This is a genomic window from Flavonifractor sp. An91 (assembly GCF_002159225.1).
Lineage (GTDB): Bacteria > Bacillota > Clostridia > Oscillospirales > Oscillospiraceae > Flavonifractor > Flavonifractor avicola.
Genome location: NZ_NFHA01000001.1, coordinates 161,029 through 182,698, shown reverse-complemented (window position 1 = coordinate 182,698; position 21,670 = coordinate 161,029). Strand labels below are relative to the sequence as shown.

Sequence of the window (21,670 nt, the reverse complement as noted above, 5' to 3'; positions counted from 1 at the left end):
CTTGGCGGACGATCATCCTGCCTATTGACATGGAGTTACAATTGGCATATACTTAACGAAGTTAAATAAATGGGAGATTGTACAATTATGGAATGGACAGATATGGTGCATTATCAGCAGCAGCTCCAAAAGGTTATGCGTTCGCTCCTTCCACTACGGAAATCCGTGCTTACCGCCAGCGAATGTGAACTTTTGGCTCATCTCTATCTGAAGCCGGAACAGAACACGCCAGTTTTACTCAGCCAAAACAGCGGCATGAAAATTGAGGCGGTCAGCCGGTGCCTGAAATCGCTCCATGAGAAAAACTGCATACGCAAGCAGCGGAAGGAAACAGACGAGCGGAGTTATCAGATTTTTATCACGGAAACCGGTCTTGCAGAATTGAAAAGGGGATACGAGAGTATTCTGCAGCCCTTCTATGATTTATGGCGCAGCACCAACCAGGATTTTGAGGCGTTTGTGTATTATGCGGACCGACTTGCCGTGCAGATTGAGAAAGGACAGGAAAAGCCCCATGACCATGAAGTTTTATGACGCGCTGCAGATGGACCCCTCCGTGCTGAAGCGGAAGATTGCAGCCTGTGAAGTAAAACGGGAGAAAACCTATTACTGGGTTGCGATAGCGGTTCGGTCTGTTTTGATCGTGGCTTTTGCCATTGTGTTTATCAGTTTGCTATCCGCTGTGTTCGGAAGCGACAACACCCCTCTGGCAGTGGCACTGTTCTGCATGATGCTTGGGATTCGCTTTGTCAATTTTGAATATTGCATCGGAGATTATCTGATTACCCTGGCAGCGGTGCTGGCTATTCTGGTTCTGGTTCCCAGTGCGGCGGCGGTGGTTCCGCCGGTTCTGTTGATTCCGCTGCACTTTGCGGGCTTTTTTGCCATTCTCTGCATGACCACCCAACGGCCTGAAATGGGTAACGGCGGCCTGTACAGCTTTGCCTACATCTATCTGACAGGCAATCCCGTCGTGGGAGAGGCGCTGGTTCGCCGCGGACTGTTGGCGCTGGTGGGCTATCTCATCTGCGGCGCCATCCTGTTTGCCAAGCACCGGGATCAGCATAAGACGACGCGTTTTCACCATGTCATGCGGAAGTTTGATCTTGCTGTGCCGGTTTATCTGTGGCAGTTTCGCATGGCCCTTGGCGTGAGTCTGGTGCTGACTGCGGGACAGGTGTTTGGAGTAGAGCGGTTCATGTGGATGGGATTTGCCTGTGCATCGCTGCTGTCGGAATATCCTTACTCCGGCAATACGGTTACCCGCTTCTGGCAGAGAATTGTGGGGGCGTTGGCGGGCTCCTGTGCGTTTTTTGTGGTTTATCTGGTGACGCCGGAAGCGCTTCACCCGTTAATGGGCCCCTTGGGAGGACTGTGTCTGGGCTTTTGCATCGATTATCGGTATAAAACGGCAATGAACTGTTTTGGTGCGCTGATGTTGGGGACCGGAATCTACGGACTCCAGGGAGCGGTGATCCTTCGTATTGTAGATACCATCTTGGGTGTGACCTTCGGCCTGGTGTTTGCGGTTATCTTCCATCGCCTGGCGGCGGCAAGATTTCTGACAGTACCGGAAGGAGAATAAGAAAACAGAAAAGGGGGCGGGCGACTGAAAGCTTTTTCGGGCGCCTGCCCCTTTTGTCCATTCAACCGGATATTGCAGATCGGTATGGGTGGAACGCATGACAACAATTTGTGTGCAGTTTTGTTGGGGAACGGCTTTTTCTGTTCCTTTTGCCGTGCTATACTGTTTATAGAAATCTTTGTATGGCCGGAAGGGAGCGGATAATATGCCTATGCTGGGTGCAATCCTGACCCCACATCCTCCGGTGCTGCTGCCTGAAGTGGGCAGGGGCCGGGAGTGTGAGATCAATGCCACCGGTCAGGCCATGCGTGCCGCCGCTGCGGAGGTGGCGCGGTGGAAGCCGGATGTGCTCATTGTAGCCTCACCACACACGGTTTTGTACGGAGATTATTTTCACATTGCTCCTGGAGCGGGTGCTTCGGGCGATATGTCTGCCTTTGGCGCCCCCCAGGTGCGCATTGAGGTAGAGTACGACGGGCCGCTGCGGGATGAAATTGTGCGTCGAGCCCGGGAAAAAGGTCTGGAGGCTGGCACCCTGGGCCAGCGTAACCCCGCTCTGGACCATGGAGCATTGATTCCTCTTGTTTTTCTCCGCAAAGCGGGCGTGGATTGCCCCATCATACGGATGGGCCTTTCCGGCTTCTCTTCGCTGGAGCACTACCGACTGGGACAGTGCGTAGCCGAGGCGGCAGAGGCATTGGGCCGTCGGGCTGTGTTTGTGGCCAGCGGCGATCTCTCTCATAAACTGAAATCTAACGGCCCCTATGGATTTGCGCTGGAGGGACCGGTCTTTGACCGGCGGGTGACAGAGACTATGGCGTCGGGGGATTTTCTGCAATTTCTCACCATGGACGCAGATCTCTGCCAGCGGGCGGCTGAATGCGGCCTGCGTGCCTTCCAGATGATGTCTGGAGCCTTGGATGGGCTGGCGGTGGAACCCCGGCTTTTGAGTCATGAGGGTACTTTCGGGGTGGGATACGCGGTGGCGTTGTTTCCGGTCACCGGACGGGATGAGGGCCGTCGGTATGCTGCCGCATTCCAGCAGGTCAGGCAGGCCCAGCTGGAGGAGAGACGTGCTAAAGAGGACCCCTGGGTAAAGCTGGCCAGGTTGTCGCTGGAGACTTATGTGCGGACCGGCGATCCTCTGGGGCAGCTGCCTGCGGGATTGCCCCAGGAATTGACCAGTCAGGCGGCAGGAGCCTTTGTGTCCCTCCATAAGGACGGACGGCTCCGTGGCTGCATCGGTACCATTGCGCCAACCCAGAGAAATGTGGCCTGGGAGATCATACAAAACGCCATTTCCGCCGGGACCCGTGATCCGCGGTTCCCGGCGGTGCGGGTCCAGGAGCTGGATGAGCTGGAGTACAGCGTGGATGTGTTGGGGGAGCCGGAGACTGTGGATTCCCCCGATCAGTTGGACCCCAGGCAATACGGAGTCATTGTCAGCTGCGGGCAGCGGCGGGGACTGCTGCTGCCGGACCTGGAAGGTGTGGATACAGTGGCGCAGCAGCTGGATATTGCCCGGCAAAAGGGCGGGATCGGCGCGGAGGACCGGTATCAGATCCAGCGATTTCAGGTGGTGCGGCACCGATGAGCATCTCGTGTGAATTGTGTTTTCACCGCTGCCAATTAGCGGAGGGACAGACCGGGCTGTGCAGGGCCAGAGGCAACCGGGGCGGACGGATTGTCCCGCTCAACTATGGCAAGCTGACTGCGCTGGCCCTGGACCCCATTGAGAAAAAGCCGCTGCGCCGGTTCCATCCAGGCAGTATGGTACTGTCGGTGGGCAGCTTTGGCTGTAATCTGAGCTGTTCCTTCTGTCAGAATATTGAGATCGCTGGAGCAGGGGAGACATTCCCAACTAGGGATTGCGCACCGGAGACGCTGGTGCAGGAGGCTGTACGTTTGGCCTGCCGGGGCAATATCGGTGTGGCCTATACTTATAATGAGCCGTTGGTTGGCTATGAGTATGTGCGGGACTGCGCCGCGCTGGTACACCAGGCCGGGATGCTCAACGTGCTGGTGACCAATGGTACCATTGCAGAGGACTGGTGGCGGAAGCTGCTGCCGCTGATCGACGCGGTAAACATTGATTTGAAGGGCTTTACCGAACGGTGGTACTGCGCCCTGGGAGGAGATCTGGAGAGCGTGAAACGCTCCATCTCCCTGGCTGCCGGCCGCTGCCATTTGGAGGTCACCACGCTGATTGTGCCGGGAGAAAATGACACGGAGGAGGAGATCCGGGCCCTGTCCCGATGGCTCTCCTCGGTCGATTCCCACATTCCCCTGCACATCTCCCGCTTTTTCCCCCGCCATCGTATGGCGGACTGTCCACCTACGCCGGTGGAGACGGTTTACCGCCTGGCAGATGTGGCCCGGGAAGAACTGCACGATGTTTATACAGGTAACTGCTGAAAACCATCAAACAGGAGGTATCATTTATGCGCAAGAATTTTGGAGCAAAACCCTGGACCTACCCCCAGCCGGTCTTTATCCTGGCCACCTATGGCGAAGATGGCACGGCGGACGCTATGAATGCGGCCTGGGGCGGCATCAGTGAGGAGAAGGAATTGTCTATGTGTATCAGTGCCGGTCATAAGACCACTGCCAATATTCTGGCCCGGAAGGCTTTTACGGTAAGCATGGCCACGGCAGAGCAGATGGTGGCCTGCGACTATGTGGGTATTGAGTCGGGCAATAACGTGGCCAATAAGCTGGAAAAAGCGGGCTGGCATACCAGCAAAGCAGAATTTGTGGATGCGCCCCTTATTGATGAGCTGCCTATGGCTGTGGAGTGCCGCCTGGTCAGCTATGATCCGGAGAGTTGCCGTCTGGTAGGCGAGATCGTAAATGTCAGTGCTGATGAGTCGGTTTTGGGAGAGGACGGAAAGATTGATCCTGACAAGCTGCAGCCCATTATCTTTGACCCCATCCACAATACCTACCGCAAGCTGGGTGAGAAGGTGGGCAACGCCTTCCGGGACGGGGCCAAGCTTAAGTAACAGGGAAGAAAATCATGCGTCAGGCCTCCAGTTTTTCTGGAGGCCTGACGCATTTGCTGTGTTACATGGAATTTGATTGGAAAGAGGCCAGATGGGTCTGCAAATATTCCCAGAACAGCTCTGCTGCCTTGGAAAATGTCTGGGATTTTTTCCAGACCAGGTGCATCCCCAGCTCCAGCTTTGGCTTCAGGAGCCGGAAGCACAGGTTGCTGCCGGTGGTGTTTAGCAGCTTGTCCAGGGTAAAGGCGTATCCCAGCCCCTCGTCCACCATTAACGAGGCGTTGTAGATCAGATTATAGGTGGCCACGGTGTAGAGCTCCGAGGGTTCTTTTTTGAGCCAGCGGTACAGGCCGCTTTTATTATCCACCTGCCGGGAGAGGATCAGAGGCTTGTCCCACAGATCATGGGGAGAAACGGTGTCTTGCTGGGCAAGAGGACTGTCTCGCCGCATCAGTACCCCCCAGGTGTCCTTCATAGGCAGTTCCATATAGTGGTACCTTGTTTTGTCCATGTCTCCAAGAAGGACGCCAAAATCCAACAACCCCTTGTCCAGCCGCTCGCATACGTCCACAGCGTCGCCGCTGACGATGTGGAAATGGATACCCGGGTAGCGCTCTCGCAGCTGTTTGGCAGCCCCAACGATTTGGCGCACGCCGTCTGTCTCACCGGTGCCGATATAGATATCCCCGTTGACGGTGTTGCCGGACTGCATAACCTCTTTCTCCGTCCGGTCCACCAACTCCAGAATCTCCTCCGCCCGTTTCCGCAGCAGCATACCGTCCTCGGTCAGCGTGATCTTCCGGTTGCCCCGGACCATCAGCTGCTTACCCAGCTCTTCCTCCAGCTCCTTGAGCTGCCTGGAGAGGGTGGGCTGTGTCAGGTGAAGGGATTGTGCCGCCGCTGAGATATTCTGTTCCCGTGCCACGGCCAGAAAATATTGAAGCACTCTCAACTCCATAGCGCTCACCTCTGTATAGATAATAGCATGACTTAACTATAGGTTTCAAGCATAGTAAGATATTCTATATAGGTATTTGTTATCTGAAAGCGCCGGTGATACAATGAAACCAAATACCTGAAGAATTGGGAGCGTAACATGGAGCTAGAAGAATTTTTGAATGAACTGAACAGCGGTAACGTGGTACAGGGCGGAAGCGAGGTTCACCAATTCATGCACGGTGTTAGCCAGGAGGCCTTGCGGATCACCGCGGAGATCAACGGGAGCTATCATGAACCGGCGCAGCTGCGGGCCCTGTTTTCTCAACTGATCGGCAAGCCGGTGGATGAGAGCTTCGGGCTTTTCCCGCCTTTTTACACGGACTGTGGAAAAAACATCCATATTGGAAAGAATGTGTTTATCAACGCGGGGTGCAAATTTCAGGATCAGGGCGGCATTTTTATCGAGGATGGTGCCCTCATCGGTCATAATGTGGTGCTGGCGACCCTTAACCACGTTGCCTCGCCGCAAGACCGAGGCAGCATGATCCCCGCACCGATCCGAATCGGGAAGAATGTGTGGATCGGCGCCAATGCTACCATTCTGCCTGGTGTGACCATCGGGGACGGCGCCATTGTGGCTGCCGGCGCGGTGGTGAACAGAGATGTGCCGGAGAATACCGTGGTAGGCGGCGTACCTGCAAAAGTCATACGGACCATCGGCGAGGAGGACGAAGCATGAGCAAGAAAGTTTTGGTGATTTCTACCAGCCTGCGTCACAACAGCAATTCTGATCTGCTGGCTCGGCAGTTTGTCCAGGGTGTCCAGGAGGCCGGCCATCAGGTGGAGCTGCTCTCCCTGCAGGGGAAGGAATTGCACTTTTGCAGGGGCTGTCTGGCCTGTCTGAAGCAGTCCCGGTGTGTGATTCAGGACGACGCCAACGCGATTGTGGAAAAGATGGCGGCGGCGGATGTGATTTGCTTTGCCACCCCGGTGTACTATTACGAGATGTCCGGCCAGATGAAAACCCTGCTGGACCGGGCCAATTCTCTGTACGCCGCCGACTACGCTTTCCGGGACATCTACTTGCTCACCGCCTCCGCTGAGGAGGAGGACAGCGCCTCCGACGGCCCTGTCAACGGCCTGAATGGCTGGATCGCCTGTTTTGAAAAGGCTCGGCTGGCCGGTGTGGTACGGGGTGGCGGCGTCAATGACCCGGGCGATATGGCCCGTCTGACCGAAAAGCTGGCCGAGGCCTATAAGGTGGGTAAGGGCGTATGAGAACCGCGGCAAAGTGGCTGTGTATGCTCCTTGCCTTATTGGGACTGTCGGCCTGCGGGGGCAGCGTTCCAGAAGAGACACAATCTGCGGAGACGGCATCCGGTCAGGAGGAAACGGCATTGAAGATCACAGTAGGCGATGAGGAACTGCTGGCTACCTTGGAGGACAACAGCTCGGCCCGTGAATTCAAGGAGCTGCTGGCACAGGGGCCGGTGACCATCGAGATGGAGGATTACGGTGGCTTTGAAAAAGTGGGCCCGCTGGGTACCACGCTGACCCGGAATGACCAGCAGATCACCACAGAGCCGGGGGATGTGATCCTCTATCAGGGCAATCAGATTGCGATTTACTACGGTACAAATACCTGGAGCTTCACCCGGCTTGCAAAGATCGATGATCCCGCCGATTTGCAGGCGAAGCTGGGAGAGGGAAGGGTTCAGGTTACATTTTCTCTTGAGTAGGAGGTATTTGTTATGGCAGTAAAGCAGACGGCGGGCAGAGATGCGCTGGGTGAGTTTGCTCCGAAATTTGCGGAGTTGAATGACGACGTATTGTTTGGACAGGTGTGGAGCCGGGAGGACAAACTCTCCCTGCGGGATCGTTCTCTGGTCACGGTTGTGGCTCTGATGGCTCAGGGGCTGGTGGACAGCTCCTTCCAGTATCACCTGAGCACTGCCAAGCAAAACGGTATTACCCGCCAGGAGATTGCGGAGATTTTGACTCATGCTGCCTTTTACGCAGGTTGGCCCAAAGCCTGGGCGGCCTTCCGTATGGCCAAGGAAGTGTGGGCCGAGGATGCCGGCGATGATGGTAAGGCCATGCACCAGAAAGAAATGGTGTTTCCCATCGGGGCGCCCAACGACGGGTTCTCTCAGTACTTCGTGGGCCAGAGCTACCTGCAGCCCCTCTCTGTCAGCCAGGTGGGGGTGTATAATGTGACCTTCGAGCCAGGCTGCCGGAACAACTGGCACGTCCATCACGCTGACAAGGGCGGCGGGCAGATTTTGATTTGCGTAGCTGGCCGAGGCTGGTATCAGGAGTGGGGGAAGGAGGCCAGGGAGCTGCATCCCGGCGATGTGGTCAACATTCCCACCGGCGTCAAGCACTGGCATGGCGCCGTATCGGACAGCTGGTTTTCCCATCTTGCCCTGGAAGTGCCTGGTGAGAACTGCTCCAATGAGTGGCTGGAGGCAGTTTCCGAGACCGAGTACAGCAAACTGGGTTGATTTTTATCCTGCAAAAAGGCTCCCGCCAGTCTGGCGGGAGCCTTTTTGTGCAGAAAACCCTGTGAAAACTTATGTATACTGCGTGGAACTATCTTGGGCGGAATAAAAGGAAAACAGCAAATATTATAAAATTTCCGTTTAAAACTTGTCGAACAGCAGGATTTCTGTTATGCTATTATCAATCGCATCATCCAAGACAGAACAGAGTCCAACGCAGAAAGGAAAGTCCATGGTTAGAAAGAAAGCAGTATCCGGGTTGCTGGCAGGCGCACTGCTGGCAGCCATGATTCCTCTGTCCTTTGGAGAAACGGTCCAAGCCGCGGGGAGCAGCGGGTCCTTTACCGACGTAGCCCCTGGCATATGGTATGCCGGCGCGGTATCCTATGTGTATGACAACGGTTTGATGAGCGGTATTTCCGGCAGTATGTTTGCGCCGGAATTGTCCATGAGCCGGGCCATGCTGGCCACGGTGCTCTACCGGATGGCAGGCAGTCCGGCAGTGAGTGGTAAGGACAATTTTACCGATACAGAGAATGATACCTGGTACTCCGACGCGGTGCTGTGGGCCCAACAAAACGGCTATGTGACCGGGTACAGCAGCCAGACCTTTGGTACCAACGACCCTGTGACCCGGGAGCAGGTGGCCACCATTTTGTGGCGCTATGCAGGCAGCCCAGACGCCAGCGCCGGTACACCCTATGCCGATGCGGATGAGATCTCGTCCTGGGCGGTTCCCGCAGTGGACTGGGCCCAGGTGGAGCAGGTGATCAGCGGTAAGCCAGGAAATTGCTTTGATCCCTCCGGCCAGGCAACCCGGGCGGAGACAGCGGTTATTCTGACCCGCTACGACCAGAACAGCCAGCCGGAACCGGAGCCCACGCCTACCCCGACTCCCACCCCAACTCCGACGCCTACTCCTACACCTACTCCCACGCCAACACTTACACCGGAACCTACCCCCAGCGAAAGCCCGGAGCCGGAACCCACCCCCAGTGAAACGCCGGAGCCCACGCCTACTCCAATGCCCATCCCAGCCAATCCCTATGACAGCGAGGCGTTTTATGTCAATGAGGACGGCTTCCTCAGCTACAATGGAGATGCGGAAAGCCATGTGGGCATCGACGTCTCCTCCCACCAGGGCAAGATCGACTGGGACCTGGTGGCGGAATCCGGAGTGGAATTTGCCATCATTCGGGTAGGTTATCGAGGGTATACCGTGGGTAAGATCGTGCAGGACCCCTATTTTACCTATAACATAGAAAACGCCACCCGAGCGGGTATCGATGTGGGGGTTTACTTCTTCTCTCAGGCGGTCAACGAGGAAGAAGCAATGGAGGAGGCCTATCAGACCCTGGAGTGGATCGAGGGATATGATGTGACCTATCCGGTGGTATTTGACTGGGAGTATGTCAGCGACAGCAGCAGCCGTACATACAACATGACCTACCAGGAGATCATTGACTGCACCAAGGCCTTTAACCAAGTGATCCAGGATGAGGGATATCAGCCCATGGCCTACAGCAATCCCAATCTGGTAAACAAGGGGTTTGACCTCTCTCAGCTGCAGGACTATCCTTTCTGGCTGGCTCACTATACCACCGGGTGGAAGCCCACCACATTCCCGTATTACTATGATATGTGGCAGTATTCCAGCAGCGGAACGGTAAGCGGGATCGAGGGTAAGGTGGATCTGAACATCTGCCTGGTGGATCTGAAGAAAAACAATCGAAAATAAGAAAAGATCGGGGGTGCGGCAATCCGCTGCACCCCCATCTTTTTTAGAATAATATTGACATATGCCGGAAATAAGCGTATGATGAGGCTATAATAATTGGCATATGCCGGGAAAAGGAGCGACGAACCATGAAGATCGCAGTTGCCAGCGTGGGAACAGAGGTAGGGGGCCACTTCGGCCATTGTGAACATTTCCGTATCTACACTGTGGAGGACGGCAAGATTCTGGGGGAGGAGCTGGTACCCAATCCGGAGCACAAGCCTGGATTCCTGCCCAATTTCCTGGGAGATATGGGGGTTGAGGTAGTCATTGCCGGAGGCATGGGTGCCCACGCCGTGTCTCTGTTCCAGCAGCGGAACATCAAGACCATGATGGGGGTCCAGGGGGACGCCCGCACCGCCGTGGAGCAGTACCTGAAAGGGGAGCTGAAGTCCACCGATGCCGTCTGCCACCACCATGATCACGAACACGAGCATCATCACGACCACAACTGCGGTGGTCATCATCACGACGCATAAAAAATGGACAAAAGGGGTCCCGCCGGTTTACCGGCGGGACCCCTTTTGCGTTGTGAGATTACAGCCCGTCGTGGTTGACGGCCCGGTTGATGGCGGACAGGATGCCCTTCAGAGGAGCCAGGTTGATGTTGTGGCTCATGCCCACACCGAACCAGTCCCGGCCCTCCTCATCCTGGAGGTGGATGTAGGCCACAGCCTGGGAGTCAGAGCCCTGCTTGATGGCGTGCTCCTTGTAGTCGATGAAGGTGAAGCGGTCCATCTTCTGACCGTGGATGGCGTTGAAGAAGGCGTCAATGGGGCCGTTGCCCGAGCCCTGAACCTGGAATACCGTGTCGGTGTGGCGAAGGGTACCGGCAAAGGTGACGTGGGAGTGGCCCTCCTCATCGGTAAACTCAGCAAAGGAGTGGCGCACCATCTCGTAGGGCTTGACGGCGTCGATGTAGTGGGTCTTGAACAGGTCGTAAATGGCCTCCGGTTTGAGCTCCTTGCCCACCCGGTCGGTCTCCACCTGAACGATGTGGCCGAACTCGGGGTGCATGGCCTTGGGCAGATCGAAACCGAAGGAGTGCTGCATGACGAAGGCGGAGCCGCCCTTGCCCGACTGAGAGTTGATGCGGATGATGGGCTCATACTGCCGTCCCACATCGGCGGGGTCGATGGGCAGATAGGGCACCTCCCAGTACTCGGTGCCGCTCTCCTCCATGTAGCGGGTGCCCTTGTTGATGGCGTCCTGGTGGGAGCCAGAGAAGGCGGTGAACACCAGCTCACCCACATAGGGCTGCCGCTCGCCGATCTTCATCTTGGTGACCTTCTCGTACACATCCCGGATCTTGTTGATGTTGGAGAAGTCCAGCTTGGGGTCCACGCCCTGAGTGTACAGGTTGAGAGCCAGGGTGACCATATCCACGTTGCCGGTGCGCTCACCATTGCCGAAGAGGGTGGCCTCCACACGCTCGGCGCCTGCCAGCAGACCCATCTCGGCGGTGGCTACGCCCTCGCCGCGGTCGTTGTGGGGGTGGAGGGAGATGATGGCGCATTCCCGGCTGGGCAGCTTGTCGATGAAGTACTCAATCTCATCGGCAAAGTAGTTGGGCATACAGTTTTCCACCGTAGTGGGCAGGTTGAGGATGATCTTGTGGTCGGGGGTGGCCCCGATGGCCTCGATGACCGCCTGGCAGATCTCCACGGCGGCGTCCATCTCGGTGCCCATGAAGGACTCGGGGGAATACTCGTACCGGAGATCCATACCGGCATCGATGGCGGGCTGGCTCAGCTCCCGGATGAGCTGGGCGGCGTCTACGGCGATCTTGGTGACGCCGGCCACGTCGGTGTGGAACACCACCTTCCGCTGGAGGGTGGAGGTGGAGTTATAGAAATGGAAGATAACGTGCTTGGCTCCGTCTATGGCCTCAAAGGTCTTGCGGATCAGATGCTCTCTGGCCTGGACCAGCACCTGGATGGTCACGTCGTCGGGGATGTGGCCCCCCTCAATGAGGGTGCGGATGAACTCATACTCGGTCTCGGAGGCGGAGGGGAAGCCCACCTCGATTTCCTTCACGCCGATGTCCACCAGCGTGTGGAACAGCTCCAGCTTCTCTTCCACGTTCATGGGATCGATAAGGGCCTGGTTGCCGTCCCGCAGGTCCACGGAACACCAGACGGGGGGCGCCTTCAGCTCCTTGTCGGGCCAGGCGCGCTTTTCCATTTTCAGCGGGACGAAGGGAATGTACTTTTCCTGTGCGGGTTTCATAATAGCAGTTCCTCCTTGGGCCAGGGAATAAGAAAAACCCCTGACCAGATTATGGTCAGGGGCGTAAGATACGCGGTACCACCCTGCTTCCGCCCGCCGTCACCGGCGGACGCTCATGGCCTCCAACAAGGCCCCGGCCGATAACGTGGCCGTGACGGCCTGCCCTACAACAGCAGCTTCAGGCAGGCGGCTCCGGGATCAGTATCCGCACGCTTTCCTCCGCCGGTTCGCACCAACCACCGGTTCTCTGAGGGGGACGGAACGTGCCTTCTTCCCATCATTGCCTGTTCTGGGATTTGATTGTTACCCATTCTAGCCGAACCGTCCGGTTTTGTCAAGAGGCAGTTTCCGACCAGGAGAGCACATGGGAGGGGGAGTTGTTGGTATAGACACCATAAAGTTTATACACATCTGCGGGCAGACTGAACTGATAGGTCCCCAGATAGGCCAGCCCGTCCCGATCGTATACAGACAGAAAGAACGAGGTGTTCTTTTCGTCCCCTGCGTAATAGGAGTCGGCAAAGATCAGCCGGTGGCTGTCATGGTCATAGAGGGAGGAGGTGGTGCTGTACCGGGCATACCCGGTCAGCTCATCGGCTGACGGATAGTAGGTGGGGGTGTATTGGTTATGGAGGTCCCCGGTCAGATCCACCTTCCAGCCCCCCTGGCCGTCGGGAACCAGTACCGCGAAGGGGCCTTTGCCGGTGAAAACCACCAGATAGTCTCCATGCCATAGGGTACTGAGGATCTCCTGATCCTCTGTCCAGGGGAAGAGAGGCAGATGGACCACCACCTGGCCGTTTTTGGGGTCCAGCTGGGTGAAAAACAGCGTGTTCTCTTCCAAAGTCAGCAGATAGAGGCAGTCGTCTCCTTCCGGGCCGCCAAAGAGACGGACCACCCGTCCGCCGTTGGGCACCGAGTAGAGGGTGGAAATGGCGGCGTCCTCTCCACTGGTGCCGGTGAGGGCGTATATCCCCCAGCCGCCGGGAATATGACTGGTGTCCAGCAGGTCGACCTGGTCACCTCCGGGAATGAGAGCGAAATAGGTAATATAGTCCCGCATCACAGTCTGGGTAGATAGACTCAAGTCATATTCCAGGTCAAAATCATAACCACAGAGCTGGCCGCTCTTCTCATCGGTCTCCAGAGAGATGATGGCATATGTGCTCTTGGACAGAGGAAAGAAAAAGTAGTCTTCCACCAACTGGATCAGCTGCTTGGATGTCAGCGGGTCGTGTATAAATTGGGTGAAAGAGCCGGAAACCTCCAGGGGATAGTGATCGGTATAGTCGGACAGGTCCACCCGCTGTTGCGAAACGGCGACGTTGGGCCGGTTACTCTGGATCTGCTTTAAAAGAGCGAGCAGAGAAGGGGAGAGCTGCTTCTCTATAGAGGAATGACTGCTTATGCTATGTCTGAAGAGCTCGATATTAAAATAGGTTCCCCAGGAAAAGTTGTCCTCTGCGAAATGGGCAGCCTGAGAAAAGGTGCAGAGGGTCTCACCCTGCTCTGGGCTGTCCGCCGGAAAGGACTGGCGCCAGAAGAGGTGATTTTGATACTCAGTGTAGCTGGTGACCTGGACGTCGGCGACAGCTGCCGGGTCCCCTGCCAGGGTGGTGGAGGAGACGGTTACGTCGGTACCCTGTTGCTGCAGCTGAGCATTGGTCCAGCCCAGCAGTCCGCCGAAGGCGACCACCAGAGCCAGAAGCAGAGCCAGAGCGCTTTTCATCCCTCTCCCTCCTCCTTGCCGGTGAGCTGGTCCAGGGCCTGACTGACCCGGTCAGCCTTGTAGCGGTAGGTCTCTTTCACATAGTCCATGAGGCTCTTGCCCTGTTCCTCCAGATCCAGGGTGGAGGCGTCTCCCACCAGCTTGCCCTTTTGCAGCAGCACGGCCCGGCTGATGAAGTGCTGTACCTCCTCCAGCAGGTGGGTGGACAGCAGAATGGTCTCGCCCGGCTCCAGGATCCCCAGCAGCACCTTGTAAAAGTCCTCCCGGTTGAAGATGTCGTTGCCGGCGAAGGGCTCATCCATCAGGATGTAGTCGGCGCCCTGGCACAGGGCCAGGATCACCTCGAACTGGTTCTTCTGGCCGGTGGAGAACCGGCGGATGGCCTTGTGGGCAGGCAGCTCAAAGAAATCCAGCAGAGCGTGGAACCGTTTTTGACGGAAGGTGGGGAACTGGCTGGTGAGAAAAATTCTGTGTTCCTCTGCGGTCAGATTGGGGAAGAAGGAGTGCTCGCAGGTGGCGAAGGAGAAACGGGCGATGTTGGCCCGGTTTACCGGAGCGCCGTCCAGGGTGATCTGGCCCTGATAGGACAGCAGACCCAGGATACACTTGAGCAGCGTGGTCTTGCCGGCGCCGTTCTCCCCGAACAGGCCCACGATTTCCCCGGGACCTATGGTGAGGGACAGATCATCCACCGCTATGGTGGAGCCGAAGTATTTTTTACGAACCTGATGCAGTTCAAGCATAGCAGCCTCCAATCCAGTAGAAGGGGAAGGAACCCCAACAGTTGGGGGGGAAGTGACCGTCCGGCGTCCCGTAGCGGTAGGTGAGGGCGCACAGCAGAAGCAGCAGGCCCCACAGCAGCGCGCAGGCAGCCAGGCCTACCAGAGGGATCAGGACCACCCGCCGCCACAGCTCCCAGCGGTTGGGGAGCAGCTTCATGCGATAGATGCTGCGGCTGCCCAGTTTATGCCAGGTATAATGGAGAAAGAGGGCGGCCACCAGGCAGAGGGCCACCAGGGTCAGCCCCAGGGATACCCCGCCCAGCAGGTGAGAGAATGGGGCAACGACTGAACCCTCGATAAGTCTGGAGACCCACTTGCCATCGATCTTGACTGACGTATAGAGCTCCTCTTTGGCGGAAAAGAAGGAGGCGAGAAACTGGAAATAACCGATGGCAAAGGCAGCCCCCAGCCCGCCCAATGTAATTTGGAGGGCCTGCCTGCCGGGAAAGCCCAGGGGATAAACGCGTTCAGGTGTCCACATAGCGAGCCCTCCCTATCAGGTTGTAGGTGACGATGATCAGGGCCGTCACAAAGACGGCCAGCTGGAAGAGCGCCACCATGATATTATCTGGCACCTTAGCGTACACATTGGGCAGACTGGCAACAAAATCGCTGCCCGGTCCCGGTAAACCGAAGGCGCCGATGTCGGCAGGGAAGCTAAGACCGGCAAAAGCGGCCAGGGGCACGACGGTAAAGGGTTTATCGCCCCGCCGCCAGTGGTAGGAGCAGGTGGCTGCTGCCATGGCCAGCGCCGCCAGCATCACCACATTGCGGATGTAGATGGGCCAGTCCAGGCCGGGCAGAATTCCGTGAAACCATCCGCTGTAATAAAACACCAGCATGGGAAAGGCGTCGTCTGAGAGGGCGCAGAAGCGCAGGGCAATATACCATGCCGCTGCGATCTGCCCGCCCCAGTAGATCAGTAGGCAGAGGAAGTGGTGAAGGGCGAATATCAGGGTGGCCCGCTCCTCTCCACAGGGCAGGCGGCGGAGGGTATAGCCCAGCTTGCTGCCGCCCCGCTCCATACCGAAGGAGGCCAGCGACAGACAGACCAGCACCAGACCTGCGGTGAACAGCAGATGGAACAGGGAGTTCTGCACAAATCCATACAGACTCACGCTGTTCAGCTCGGAACTGGCCAATGCCACCTGGGCGGCACAGGTGGCGGCGGTGATCAAGACTACCTGCCACAGCCGGGAGCGGGCGGCTACCATCATCAGGCTTACATATTGTCTCATGGGTCCTCCTCCTTTCGGTCCCACAGCCGGTCAATCAGCTCCAGAGCGGCCTCTTTCTCCAGCCTGGACTGCCGCAGGGAGCGGATAAAACCGGCGATCTCCTGCTCCAGCAGCCGGGTGCGAAGGGCCGCTGCCTGCTCCGGCGGGGCGCACACCTCGCTTTTGGCCCCCGAGCGGGAGGTGATGAGCCCCTCCTCCTCCAGCAGGCGGTAGGCCTTCTGCACCGTGTTGGGGTTGACCCCCAGTTGGGCCGACAGCACCCGGCGGGAGGGAAGCTCTTCGCCGTCGGCAATGGTCCCAGCCGCTACGCCCCGTTCCACATAGCGCACAATCTGAAGGTAGATGGGCAGACCGTCCGCCGGGACGAAGCCGCCAAAGTTACACATGGCCTTACCACCTCCTAACTGTATTACTGGACTAGTACACTTTCTAACTGTATTATATGAGTAATACGGTTGCCTGTCAAGTACCATGAGGCCTTTTCTTTTTCAGCCATTTCCGCTATACTATACGGGATATCGACAAAGCGAGGGAACAATATGCTGTTATCGGCGGAACAATTGACCAAGACCTACGGGACCCGCATCCTGCTGGACTCTGTCTCGTTTTATGTGGAGCCGGGGGACAAGGTGGGTATCATCGGCGTCAACGGATGCGGAAAATCCACCCTGCTGCGGCTGTTGGCCGGGGCGGAGGAGCCGGACGGAGGTACCGTTCGTCCCGACCCCAATGTGCGCCTGGCCTACCTGCCTCAGAACCCGGTATTTCCCGGGGAACATACCGTGCTGGAGCAGGTGCTGCTGGGGCTGGACGGGGACGATCGCGCCCTGGCGGAATATGAGGCCAAGACCATTCTAAACCAGCTGGGGGTACCCCGGTTCGACCAGAAGATGGAGGAACTGTCCGGCGGAGAGCGCCGCCGGGTGGCCCTGGCGGCGGTGCTGGCCCGGCCCTGCGATGTGCTGTTGCTGGACGAACCCACCAACCATCTGGACGACCGGATGGTTGGCTGGCTGGAGGACTATTTGAGAGGCTGGAAGGGCGCTCTGGTGATGGTCACCCACGACCGGTATTTTCTGGAGCGCATCGTCACGAAAATGGTGGAGGTGGAGGGCGGCAAGCTCTACACCTATGAGGGTAACTATGACAAATATCTGGAGCGGAAGGCGGCCCGGCTGGAACGTGAAAAGGCCAGTGAGCGCAAGCGCCAGGCCATCCTCCGACGGGAGTACCAGTGGGTGATGCAGGGCCCCACTGCCCGGGGTACCAAGAGCCGGGAGCGGCTTGAGCGGTACGAGGCCCTGAAGGCCCAGACCGGCCCCACGGAAAAAAGTACCTTGGAACTGTCCGCCCGTGCCAGCCGTCTAGGGAAAAAGACGGTGGAGCTTGCGGGGGTCACCAAGGCCTTTGGGGACCGGACCGTGGTCCGGGACTTTGACTGTATGCTGCTGCGGGACGACCGTATCGGCATCGTGGGCTCCAACGGCAGCGGAAAATCCACCCTGCTCAACCTGATGGCGGGGGCCCTGGCCCCCGATTCTGGTACCGTGGAGGTGGGCGAGACGGTCCGCTTCGGCTACTTCCACCAGGAAGTGCCCGACATGGACGGGGATATCCGGGTCATCGACTATGTGAAGGAGATTGGCAATAACATTGAGACGGCAGAGGGAATGCTCACCGCCTCTCAGCTGCTGGAGCAGTTCCTTTTCCCGGTGGAGGTTCAGTGGTCTCCCATCTGCAAGCTGTCCGGCGGGGAGAAACGGCGGCTCTATCTGCTCTCGGTGCTGGCCGCCGCTCCCAATGTGCTGCTGCTGGATGAGCCCACCAACGACCTGGATATTCAGACCCTGTCCATTCTGGAGGACTATCTGGACACCTTCCCCGGCGCGGTGATTGCCGTATCCCACGACCGCTATTTCCTGGACCGGGTGGTGCGGCGGGTGTTTGCCGTAGAGGGGGATGGCTCTGTGCGGGCCTATCCCGGCGGATATACCGAGTATCTGGACGCCAAGCGGGCAGAGGAGAAGGCCAAAGCCCCCAAAATTTCCACCTCTGACAAGGGGAAAGAGCGCCCCGCCGCCCCCAAGAAGCTGAAATTCAGCTACAAGGAGCAGCGGGAGTTTGAGACCATCGACGACGACATCGCCGCTCTGGAGGAGCAGATCGCCCAGGTCCAGGCGGAGCAGGCTGCCAAGGCCACCGACTATGTGGCTCTCCAGGAGCTCCAGGAGAAGCAGAGCCAGCTGGAGGCCGCCCTGGAGGAGAAGATGGAGCGCTGGGTCTATCTCAATGACTTGGCGGAGCGGATTGCCGCCCAGGAGAAGTAGCCCGCCGTCCTCAGAACCAAAGCAAGGAGAATCCCATGACAAGAGTATGGAAATTTGTGGTGGCCATTGTGCTGGTGTGTGCCCTGGCATTGGCAGGCATGGCCATCCGTACCCAGACCAGCGCCGGGAAGAATGAAGTGAAGAATCCCGACCAATTCCGGGCGGTGTGGGTGAGCACGGTGTACCGGCTGGACTATCCCAGCAAGGCCACCACCGACCCGGCGGTGCTGAAGGCGGACGCGGACAAGATCTTGCAGACCTGCGCCGATATGGGCATGACCGCCGTGATCTTACAGGTGCGGCCCTCCGCCGACGCCCTCTATCCCTCCAGTTACTATCCCTGGAGCGCCGATCTGACGGGCCGACAGGGTCAGGCCCCGGCAGATGGCTTTGATCCCCTGGCCTACTGGGTGGAGAAGGCCCATGAGATGGGGCTGGAGCTTCACGCCTGGATCAACCCCTTCCGGGTGACCAAGGGAGGCCAGTCCGAGTACGACAGCCTGACTGCCGACCATCCGGCCAAGGTCCACCCGGACTGGGTGGTGGAGTACGACGGCAAATACTATTTTGATCCCGGTCTGCCGGAGGTGCGGGAGTACATCATTCAGAGCGCCGAGGAGTTGGCCCGTAATTACGACATCGACGGCATCCACATGGACGACTACTTCTATCCCGGCGCAAACTTTGACGACGCCGACACCTATGCCCAGTACGGCAGCGGCTTCTCCGACATTGGGGATTGGCGTCGGGACAATGTGAACCAGCTGGTGAAGGAGATGGGGGAGCGGCTCCACGCCATTGATCCCGATTTGTCTTACGGCATCAGCCCCTCCGGCGTGTGGGCCGACAAGAGCAGCCAGTCCCAGGGCTCCAATACCACCGGCGGCTTTGAGAGCTACTATGCCTCCTACGCCGACAGCCGGAAGTGGGTGCAGGAGGAGTGGATTGACTACATCTGCCCCCAGGTCTACTGGTATATCGGTCATAAAAGTATGGACTATGAGACCATCGTCAAGTGGTGGGCAGACACAGTAAGGGGTACAGATGTTTCCCTTTACATTGGTATGGCCGACTACCAGGCGGGCAACACTGATCCCAGCAGTCCCTGGTACGGTGTGGAGGCCATCCGGCAGCAGCTGGAGCTCAACGAGACCATTGCCCAGGTGGATGGTGAAGTTCACTTCCGATATCAGTTTTTGGCGCAGAATGGGGAATTGCAGAAGCTTTATAAGGAATTTTATGCGCCTCAGCCGGAAGCAGCTCTAAATACGGCGGACCATATGGCCTATGTACAGGGCAGCAATGGACAGTTCCACCCGGACAGCTCTCTGACCCGGGGAGAGGCGGTGACGATGCTGACCCGGCTGGCGGTGGATCGTAATGGGAAACCACTTTACAGTTATGAGGAGGGCACCGGCGGCTTTTCCGACGTGAGTCTGGGGGACTGGTACAGCTCCTATGTCCATTTTGCCCGGAAATACGGCATTGTCCAGGGCTATGAGGACGGAACCTTCCGCCCCACCCAACCAGTCCGCCGGGCGGAGCTGGTGAAGATGGTGTGCGGCTTCTTTACTGTCACTAGCGGCAGTCACGCTTTTCCCGACGTGCCCGCCAGCTATTGGGCAGCCCGGGAGATCGCCTTTGCCGCTGCCCAGGGGTGGATCTCCGGCGGTACCGATGGTACCTTCCAGCCGGGCCGCAATGTGACAAGAGCGGAGGCAGTAAAGATCCTCAACCGTGCCATGGACCGGCAGGCGGGTGAGCGGGACATAGCGGCCCCCTTCACCGATGTGCGCGTGGACCACTGGGCCTACCATGAGATTCTGGAGGCCTCTGTGACCCACGACTATGAAAAGCACAGCCAGGGGGAGACCTGGCTGTAAAACAGGAAAGGCTCCCGGCGCTGCCGGGAGCCTTTTTGGAAGTCAGAAGAAACTTTACAGTCTTTTACCAAAAGGTGATGGAAAGCGCGGGGCAGGCCAAGTACAATAGAGACACCGGATGTTTTCAGACAAGCCGGAACCGCCGGGGCAATCACCCGGACAGAGCAGAAAGGGGTTTCCGCTATGATTCCGTGTCAACAGACCTGTTCCAGTTACTGCGAAGGCTGTCACAAAAGCTGTGCCCAGTGGGCGAATTTTCAACAGCAGAAGAGCCGGGAGCGCCAGGCAAAAAAGGACTATCTCAAGTATTATAACGAGCTGTGCGGTGCGGTGGCACGGCAATTCAAGGCTATTGGCGCGGTGTATATGGCCCGTTGAAGTACATATAGAGAAAAAGCAGCACGCCCTCCACATGGGAGGGCGTGCTGTTCTTTTTATTCCAAGCCTACCAGGGCAGACTGGGCCAACAGGGCGGCGGCCAGAGGCAGGGCGTTGTCATCGGTGCGGAAGTGCTCGTTGTGCCAGCAGGGATTAAACTGGCCGGGGAAGCCGGAGCCCAGCCAATAGAAGAAGGCGGGCACATCCTGCCCAAAGACGGCGAAGTCCTCCGAACCCATATCGGGGGCAGGGGAGACCACATAAGCCTCATCCACCAGAGCCAGAGCCGCCTTTCGGGCCAGAGCGGTCATGGCGGGGGAGTTGACAGTGGCGGGGACGCCGGGGTGGAACTCCACCTCGGCGGTGCACCCGTAGGCGGCCGATACCCCCAGAGTCAGCTCACGCAGCCGCTCCTCGGCATGGCGGTGGGCGGCGGTTCCGTGAGCCCGGATGCTTCCTGTCATGGTGAGTACGTCGGGGACGAAATTGTCCGGGGTGCCGGCGTGGATAGACAGCACGGAGCACACCAGGCTTTCCAGGGGATCGGTGTTGCGGCTCACCACCGTTTGAAGGGCGTTGACCACCGCCGCACCGGCCACAATGACGTCGGTACATTTGTGGGGGGAGCCGCCGTGGCCGGAGATACCATGGAGGGTGATGACAAAGTGGCTCTTGCCCGACATCACCGGCCCTTCCATCACGGCGATCTGTCCGGCGGGCAGCTCAGGCCGGTTGTGTAGGCCGAAGAGACAGTCAGGCTTGGTGGGCAGCTTGTCCCACAGCCCGTGGTCGATCATGGCCTGGGCCCCCTGGGTGACCTCCTCGGCGGGCTGGAAGAGAAAGACCACGTTGCCCGCCAGCTGATCCCGGCGCTGGGCCAGCAGGCAGGCTGCGCCATACAGCCCTACGGTATGGAAATCGTGGCCGCAGCCGTGCATCAGCCCGTCACACTGGGACATGGCCCCGTCGTGGGCGGCTTCCTGCTGGGCGATAGCATCAATGTCGGCCCGGAGGGCCACAGTCTTACCGGGGTGGGCTCCCCGCAGCAGGGCTACCACGCCGGTGTCCATGCCCAGGTCGATGAGTTCCAGCCCTAAGGCGGTCAGTTTTTCTTTTAAAATTCCAGTGGTGCGCACCTCCTGAAAGCTCAGTTCGGGGTGGCGGTGGAGGTCGTCCTTCATGGCCCGCAGCTGAGGCTCCATGGCCTTGGCCTGCTCCAACAGTGTCAAAGAAATCATTTCCTTTCCGTTGCCTGTACTTTAAAACGGTAGTATAATTAACTATTATGCATCCGTCGTAT

General features: G+C 58.0%; 22 protein-coding genes and 1 other annotated feature. Of the genes, 14 read left to right on the top strand and 8 right to left on the bottom strand.

All coding sequences use genetic code 11. From position 1 onward, the window contains the following. The first annotated feature begins 87 nt into the window (after positions 1–87). The 5 genes from B5G42_RS00855 (at position 88) to B5G42_RS00835 (ending at position 4,587) form a co-directional block, all read left to right on the top strand. Positions 88–534: a MarR family transcriptional regulator gene (locus B5G42_RS00855; RefSeq protein ID WP_087265780.1), complete on the top strand. Its 447-nt coding sequence runs from the start codon at positions 88–90 to the stop codon at positions 532–534. Next, entirely contained in the window at positions 521–1,585 is a 1,065-nt protein-coding gene (locus tag B5G42_RS00850; RefSeq protein WP_087266066.1) for an FUSC family protein, read from the top strand. Before B5G42_RS00855 ends, B5G42_RS00850 begins: the two co-directional genes overlap by 14 nt. A 205-nt stretch (positions 1,586–1,790) precedes the next feature. Further along, entirely contained in the window at positions 1,791–3,179 is a 1,389-nt protein-coding gene (amrA, locus tag B5G42_RS00845) for an AmmeMemoRadiSam system protein A (RefSeq protein WP_087265778.1), read from the top strand. Then, positions 3,176–4,000 (top strand): AmmeMemoRadiSam system radical SAM enzyme, encoded by an 825-nt coding sequence (gene amrS / locus B5G42_RS00840; protein ID WP_087265776.1) that lies wholly within the window; start codon positions 3,176–3,178, stop codon positions 3,998–4,000. Before amrA ends, amrS begins: the two co-directional genes overlap by 4 nt. 26 nt (positions 4,001–4,026) lie before the next feature. Beyond that, positions 4,027–4,587, top strand: a complete 561-nt coding sequence (locus B5G42_RS00835) for a flavin reductase family protein (protein ID WP_087265774.1) — start codon at positions 4,027–4,029, stop codon at positions 4,585–4,587. Between the two features lie 61 nt (positions 4,588–4,648). Here the strand turns inward: B5G42_RS00835 and B5G42_RS00830 are convergent, their stop codons facing one another. Continuing rightward, the gene (locus tag B5G42_RS00830; protein WP_087265772.1) at positions 4,649–5,545 is read right to left on the bottom strand and encodes a LysR family transcriptional regulator; all 897 of its coding nucleotides are present in this window, start codon (positions 5,543–5,545) and stop codon (positions 4,649–4,651) included. A gap of 138 nt (positions 5,546–5,683) precedes the next feature. Here B5G42_RS00830 and B5G42_RS00825 point away from each other — a divergent pair, with 138 nt between their 5' ends. The 6 genes from B5G42_RS00825 (at position 5,684) to B5G42_RS00800 (ending at position 10,283) form a co-directional block, all read left to right on the top strand. After that, positions 5,684–6,265 (top strand): sugar O-acetyltransferase, encoded by a 582-nt coding sequence (locus B5G42_RS00825; RefSeq protein WP_087265770.1) that lies wholly within the window; start codon positions 5,684–5,686, stop codon positions 6,263–6,265. Next, positions 6,262–6,804, top strand: a complete 543-nt coding sequence (locus tag B5G42_RS00820) for a flavodoxin family protein (protein ID WP_087265768.1) — start codon at positions 6,262–6,264, stop codon at positions 6,802–6,804. Before B5G42_RS00825 ends, B5G42_RS00820 begins: the two co-directional genes overlap by 4 nt. A 119-nt stretch (positions 6,805–6,923) precedes the next feature. Next, on the top strand, positions 6,924–7,265 hold the full coding sequence (locus B5G42_RS00815; RefSeq protein ID WP_242961080.1) for a cyclophilin-like fold protein: 342 nt from the start codon (positions 6,924–6,926) through the stop codon (positions 7,263–7,265). 12 nt (positions 7,266–7,277) lie between these two features. Continuing rightward, positions 7,278–8,030, top strand: a complete 753-nt coding sequence (locus B5G42_RS00810; protein WP_087265764.1) for a carboxymuconolactone decarboxylase family protein — start codon at positions 7,278–7,280, stop codon at positions 8,028–8,030. 229 nt (positions 8,031–8,259) lie between these two features. After that, the gene (locus B5G42_RS00805) at positions 8,260–9,765 is read left to right on the top strand and encodes a GH25 family lysozyme (protein WP_162611022.1); all 1,506 of its coding nucleotides are present in this window, start codon (positions 8,260–8,262) and stop codon (positions 9,763–9,765) included. Between the two features lie 128 nt (positions 9,766–9,893). Next, positions 9,894–10,283, top strand: coding sequence for a NifB/NifX family molybdenum-iron cluster-binding protein (locus B5G42_RS00800; protein WP_087188184.1), 390 nt, complete (start codon positions 9,894–9,896; stop codon positions 10,281–10,283). A 58-nt stretch (positions 10,284–10,341) separates the two neighbouring features. Here the strand turns inward: B5G42_RS00800 and leuA are convergent, their stop codons facing one another. The 6 genes from leuA to B5G42_RS00770 all read right to left on the bottom strand — a co-directional run bounded on the left by leuA (position 10,342) and on the right by B5G42_RS00770 (position 16,168). Then, a complete protein-coding gene (gene leuA, locus B5G42_RS00795; protein WP_087265760.1) occupies positions 10,342–12,033 on the bottom strand; it encodes a 2-isopropylmalate synthase in 1,692 nt (563 codons plus the stop codon). A gap of 54 nt (positions 12,034–12,087) precedes the next feature. Next, positions 12,088–12,323 (bottom strand) — a binding site (T-box leader). A gap of 44 nt (positions 12,324–12,367) precedes the next feature. Next, positions 12,368–13,762, bottom strand: coding sequence for a hypothetical protein (locus tag B5G42_RS00790; protein WP_087265758.1), 1,395 nt, complete (start codon positions 13,760–13,762; stop codon positions 12,368–12,370). Then, the gene (locus B5G42_RS00785; RefSeq protein WP_087265756.1) at positions 13,759–14,505 is read right to left on the bottom strand and encodes an ABC transporter ATP-binding protein; all 747 of its coding nucleotides are present in this window, start codon (positions 14,503–14,505) and stop codon (positions 13,759–13,761) included. Before B5G42_RS00785 ends, B5G42_RS00790 begins: the two co-directional genes overlap by 4 nt. Then, positions 14,498–15,025, bottom strand: coding sequence for a hypothetical protein (locus tag B5G42_RS00780; RefSeq protein WP_087265754.1), 528 nt, complete (start codon positions 15,023–15,025; stop codon positions 14,498–14,500). The genes B5G42_RS00785 and B5G42_RS00780 overlap by 8 nt, the downstream gene beginning before the upstream one ends. Further along, complete coding sequence (locus B5G42_RS00775) at positions 15,012–15,782, bottom strand: hypothetical protein (protein ID WP_087265752.1); 771 nt, start codon at positions 15,780–15,782, stop codon at positions 15,012–15,014. The genes B5G42_RS00780 and B5G42_RS00775 overlap by 14 nt, the downstream gene beginning before the upstream one ends. Next, positions 15,779–16,168: a GntR family transcriptional regulator gene (locus B5G42_RS00770; RefSeq protein WP_087265750.1), complete on the bottom strand. Its 390-nt coding sequence runs from the start codon at positions 16,166–16,168 to the stop codon at positions 15,779–15,781. The genes B5G42_RS00775 and B5G42_RS00770 overlap by 4 nt, the downstream gene beginning before the upstream one ends. Before the next feature lie 153 nt (positions 16,169–16,321). Here B5G42_RS00770 and B5G42_RS00765 point away from each other — a divergent pair, with 153 nt between their 5' ends. The 3 genes from B5G42_RS00765 to B5G42_RS00755 all read left to right on the top strand — a co-directional run bounded on the left by B5G42_RS00765 (position 16,322) and on the right by B5G42_RS00755 (position 20,370). Beyond that, positions 16,322–18,109, top strand: coding sequence for an ABC-F family ATP-binding cassette domain-containing protein (locus tag B5G42_RS00765; protein WP_087265748.1), 1,788 nt, complete (start codon positions 16,322–16,324; stop codon positions 18,107–18,109). 35 nt (positions 18,110–18,144) lie between these two features. Further along, positions 18,145–19,992, top strand: coding sequence for a family 10 glycosylhydrolase (locus B5G42_RS00760; RefSeq protein WP_087265746.1), 1,848 nt, complete (start codon positions 18,145–18,147; stop codon positions 19,990–19,992). Positions 19,993–20,175: 183 nt separating this feature from the next. Beyond that, entirely contained in the window at positions 20,176–20,370 is a 195-nt protein-coding gene (locus B5G42_RS00755) for a hypothetical protein (RefSeq protein ID WP_087188192.1), read from the top strand. A gap of 56 nt (positions 20,371–20,426) precedes the next feature. On the opposite strand, the gene B5G42_RS00750 is transcribed toward B5G42_RS00755, so the two are convergent. Then, positions 20,427–21,608 carry a M20 metallopeptidase family protein gene (locus B5G42_RS00750; RefSeq protein ID WP_087265744.1) on the bottom strand — a complete coding sequence of 394 codons (1,182 nt, stop codon included), beginning with the start codon at positions 21,606–21,608 and terminating at the stop codon, positions 20,427–20,429. Positions 21,609–21,670: the final 62 nt, after the last annotated feature.

Excerpts from the sequence above, each read along its gene's own strand:
- B5G42_RS00855 (WP_087265780.1), top strand. The coding sequence starts at position 88 with ATGGAATGGACAGATATGGTGCATTATCAGCAGCAGCTCCAAAAGGTT.
- B5G42_RS00850 (WP_087266066.1), top strand. The coding sequence starts at position 521 with ATGAAGTTTTATGACGCGCTGCAGATGGACCCCTCCGTGCTGAAGCGG.
- amrA (WP_087265778.1), top strand. The coding sequence starts at position 1,791 with ATGCCTATGCTGGGTGCAATCCTGACCCCACATCCTCCGGTGCTGCTG.
- amrS (WP_087265776.1), top strand. The coding sequence starts at position 3,176 with ATGAGCATCTCGTGTGAATTGTGTTTTCACCGCTGCCAATTAGCGGAG.
- B5G42_RS00835 (WP_087265774.1), top strand. The coding sequence starts at position 4,027 with ATGCGCAAGAATTTTGGAGCAAAACCCTGGACCTACCCCCAGCCGGTC.
- B5G42_RS00830 (WP_087265772.1), bottom strand. The coding sequence starts at position 5,545 with ATGGAGTTGAGAGTGCTTCAATATTTTCTGGCCGTGGCACGGGAACAG.
- B5G42_RS00825 (WP_087265770.1), top strand. The coding sequence starts at position 5,684 with ATGGAGCTAGAAGAATTTTTGAATGAACTGAACAGCGGTAACGTGGTA.
- B5G42_RS00820 (WP_087265768.1), top strand. The coding sequence starts at position 6,262 with ATGAGCAAGAAAGTTTTGGTGATTTCTACCAGCCTGCGTCACAACAGC.
- B5G42_RS00810 (WP_087265764.1), top strand. The coding sequence starts at position 7,278 with ATGGCAGTAAAGCAGACGGCGGGCAGAGATGCGCTGGGTGAGTTTGCT.
- B5G42_RS00805 (WP_162611022.1), top strand. The coding sequence starts at position 8,260 with ATGGTTAGAAAGAAAGCAGTATCCGGGTTGCTGGCAGGCGCACTGCTG.
- B5G42_RS00800 (WP_087188184.1), top strand. The coding sequence starts at position 9,894 with ATGAAGATCGCAGTTGCCAGCGTGGGAACAGAGGTAGGGGGCCACTTC.
- leuA (WP_087265760.1), bottom strand. The coding sequence starts at position 12,033 with ATGAAACCCGCACAGGAAAAGTACATTCCCTTCGTCCCGCTGAAAATG.
- B5G42_RS00790 (WP_087265758.1), bottom strand. The coding sequence starts at position 13,762 with ATGAAAAGCGCTCTGGCTCTGCTTCTGGCTCTGGTGGTCGCCTTCGGC.
- B5G42_RS00785 (WP_087265756.1), bottom strand. The coding sequence starts at position 14,505 with ATGCTTGAACTGCATCAGGTTCGTAAAAAATACTTCGGCTCCACCATA.
- B5G42_RS00780 (WP_087265754.1), bottom strand. The coding sequence starts at position 15,025 with ATGTGGACACCTGAACGCGTTTATCCCCTGGGCTTTCCCGGCAGGCAG.
- B5G42_RS00775 (WP_087265752.1), bottom strand. The coding sequence starts at position 15,782 with ATGAGACAATATGTAAGCCTGATGATGGTAGCCGCCCGCTCCCGGCTG.
- B5G42_RS00770 (WP_087265750.1), bottom strand. The coding sequence starts at position 16,168 with ATGTGTAACTTTGGCGGCTTCGTCCCGGCGGACGGTCTGCCCATCTAC.
- B5G42_RS00765 (WP_087265748.1), top strand. The coding sequence starts at position 16,322 with ATGCTGTTATCGGCGGAACAATTGACCAAGACCTACGGGACCCGCATC.
- B5G42_RS00760 (WP_087265746.1), top strand. The coding sequence starts at position 18,145 with ATGACAAGAGTATGGAAATTTGTGGTGGCCATTGTGCTGGTGTGTGCC.
- B5G42_RS00755 (WP_087188192.1), top strand. The coding sequence starts at position 20,176 with ATGATTCCGTGTCAACAGACCTGTTCCAGTTACTGCGAAGGCTGTCAC.
- B5G42_RS00750 (WP_087265744.1), bottom strand. The coding sequence starts at position 21,608 with ATGATTTCTTTGACACTGTTGGAGCAGGCCAAGGCCATGGAGCCTCAG.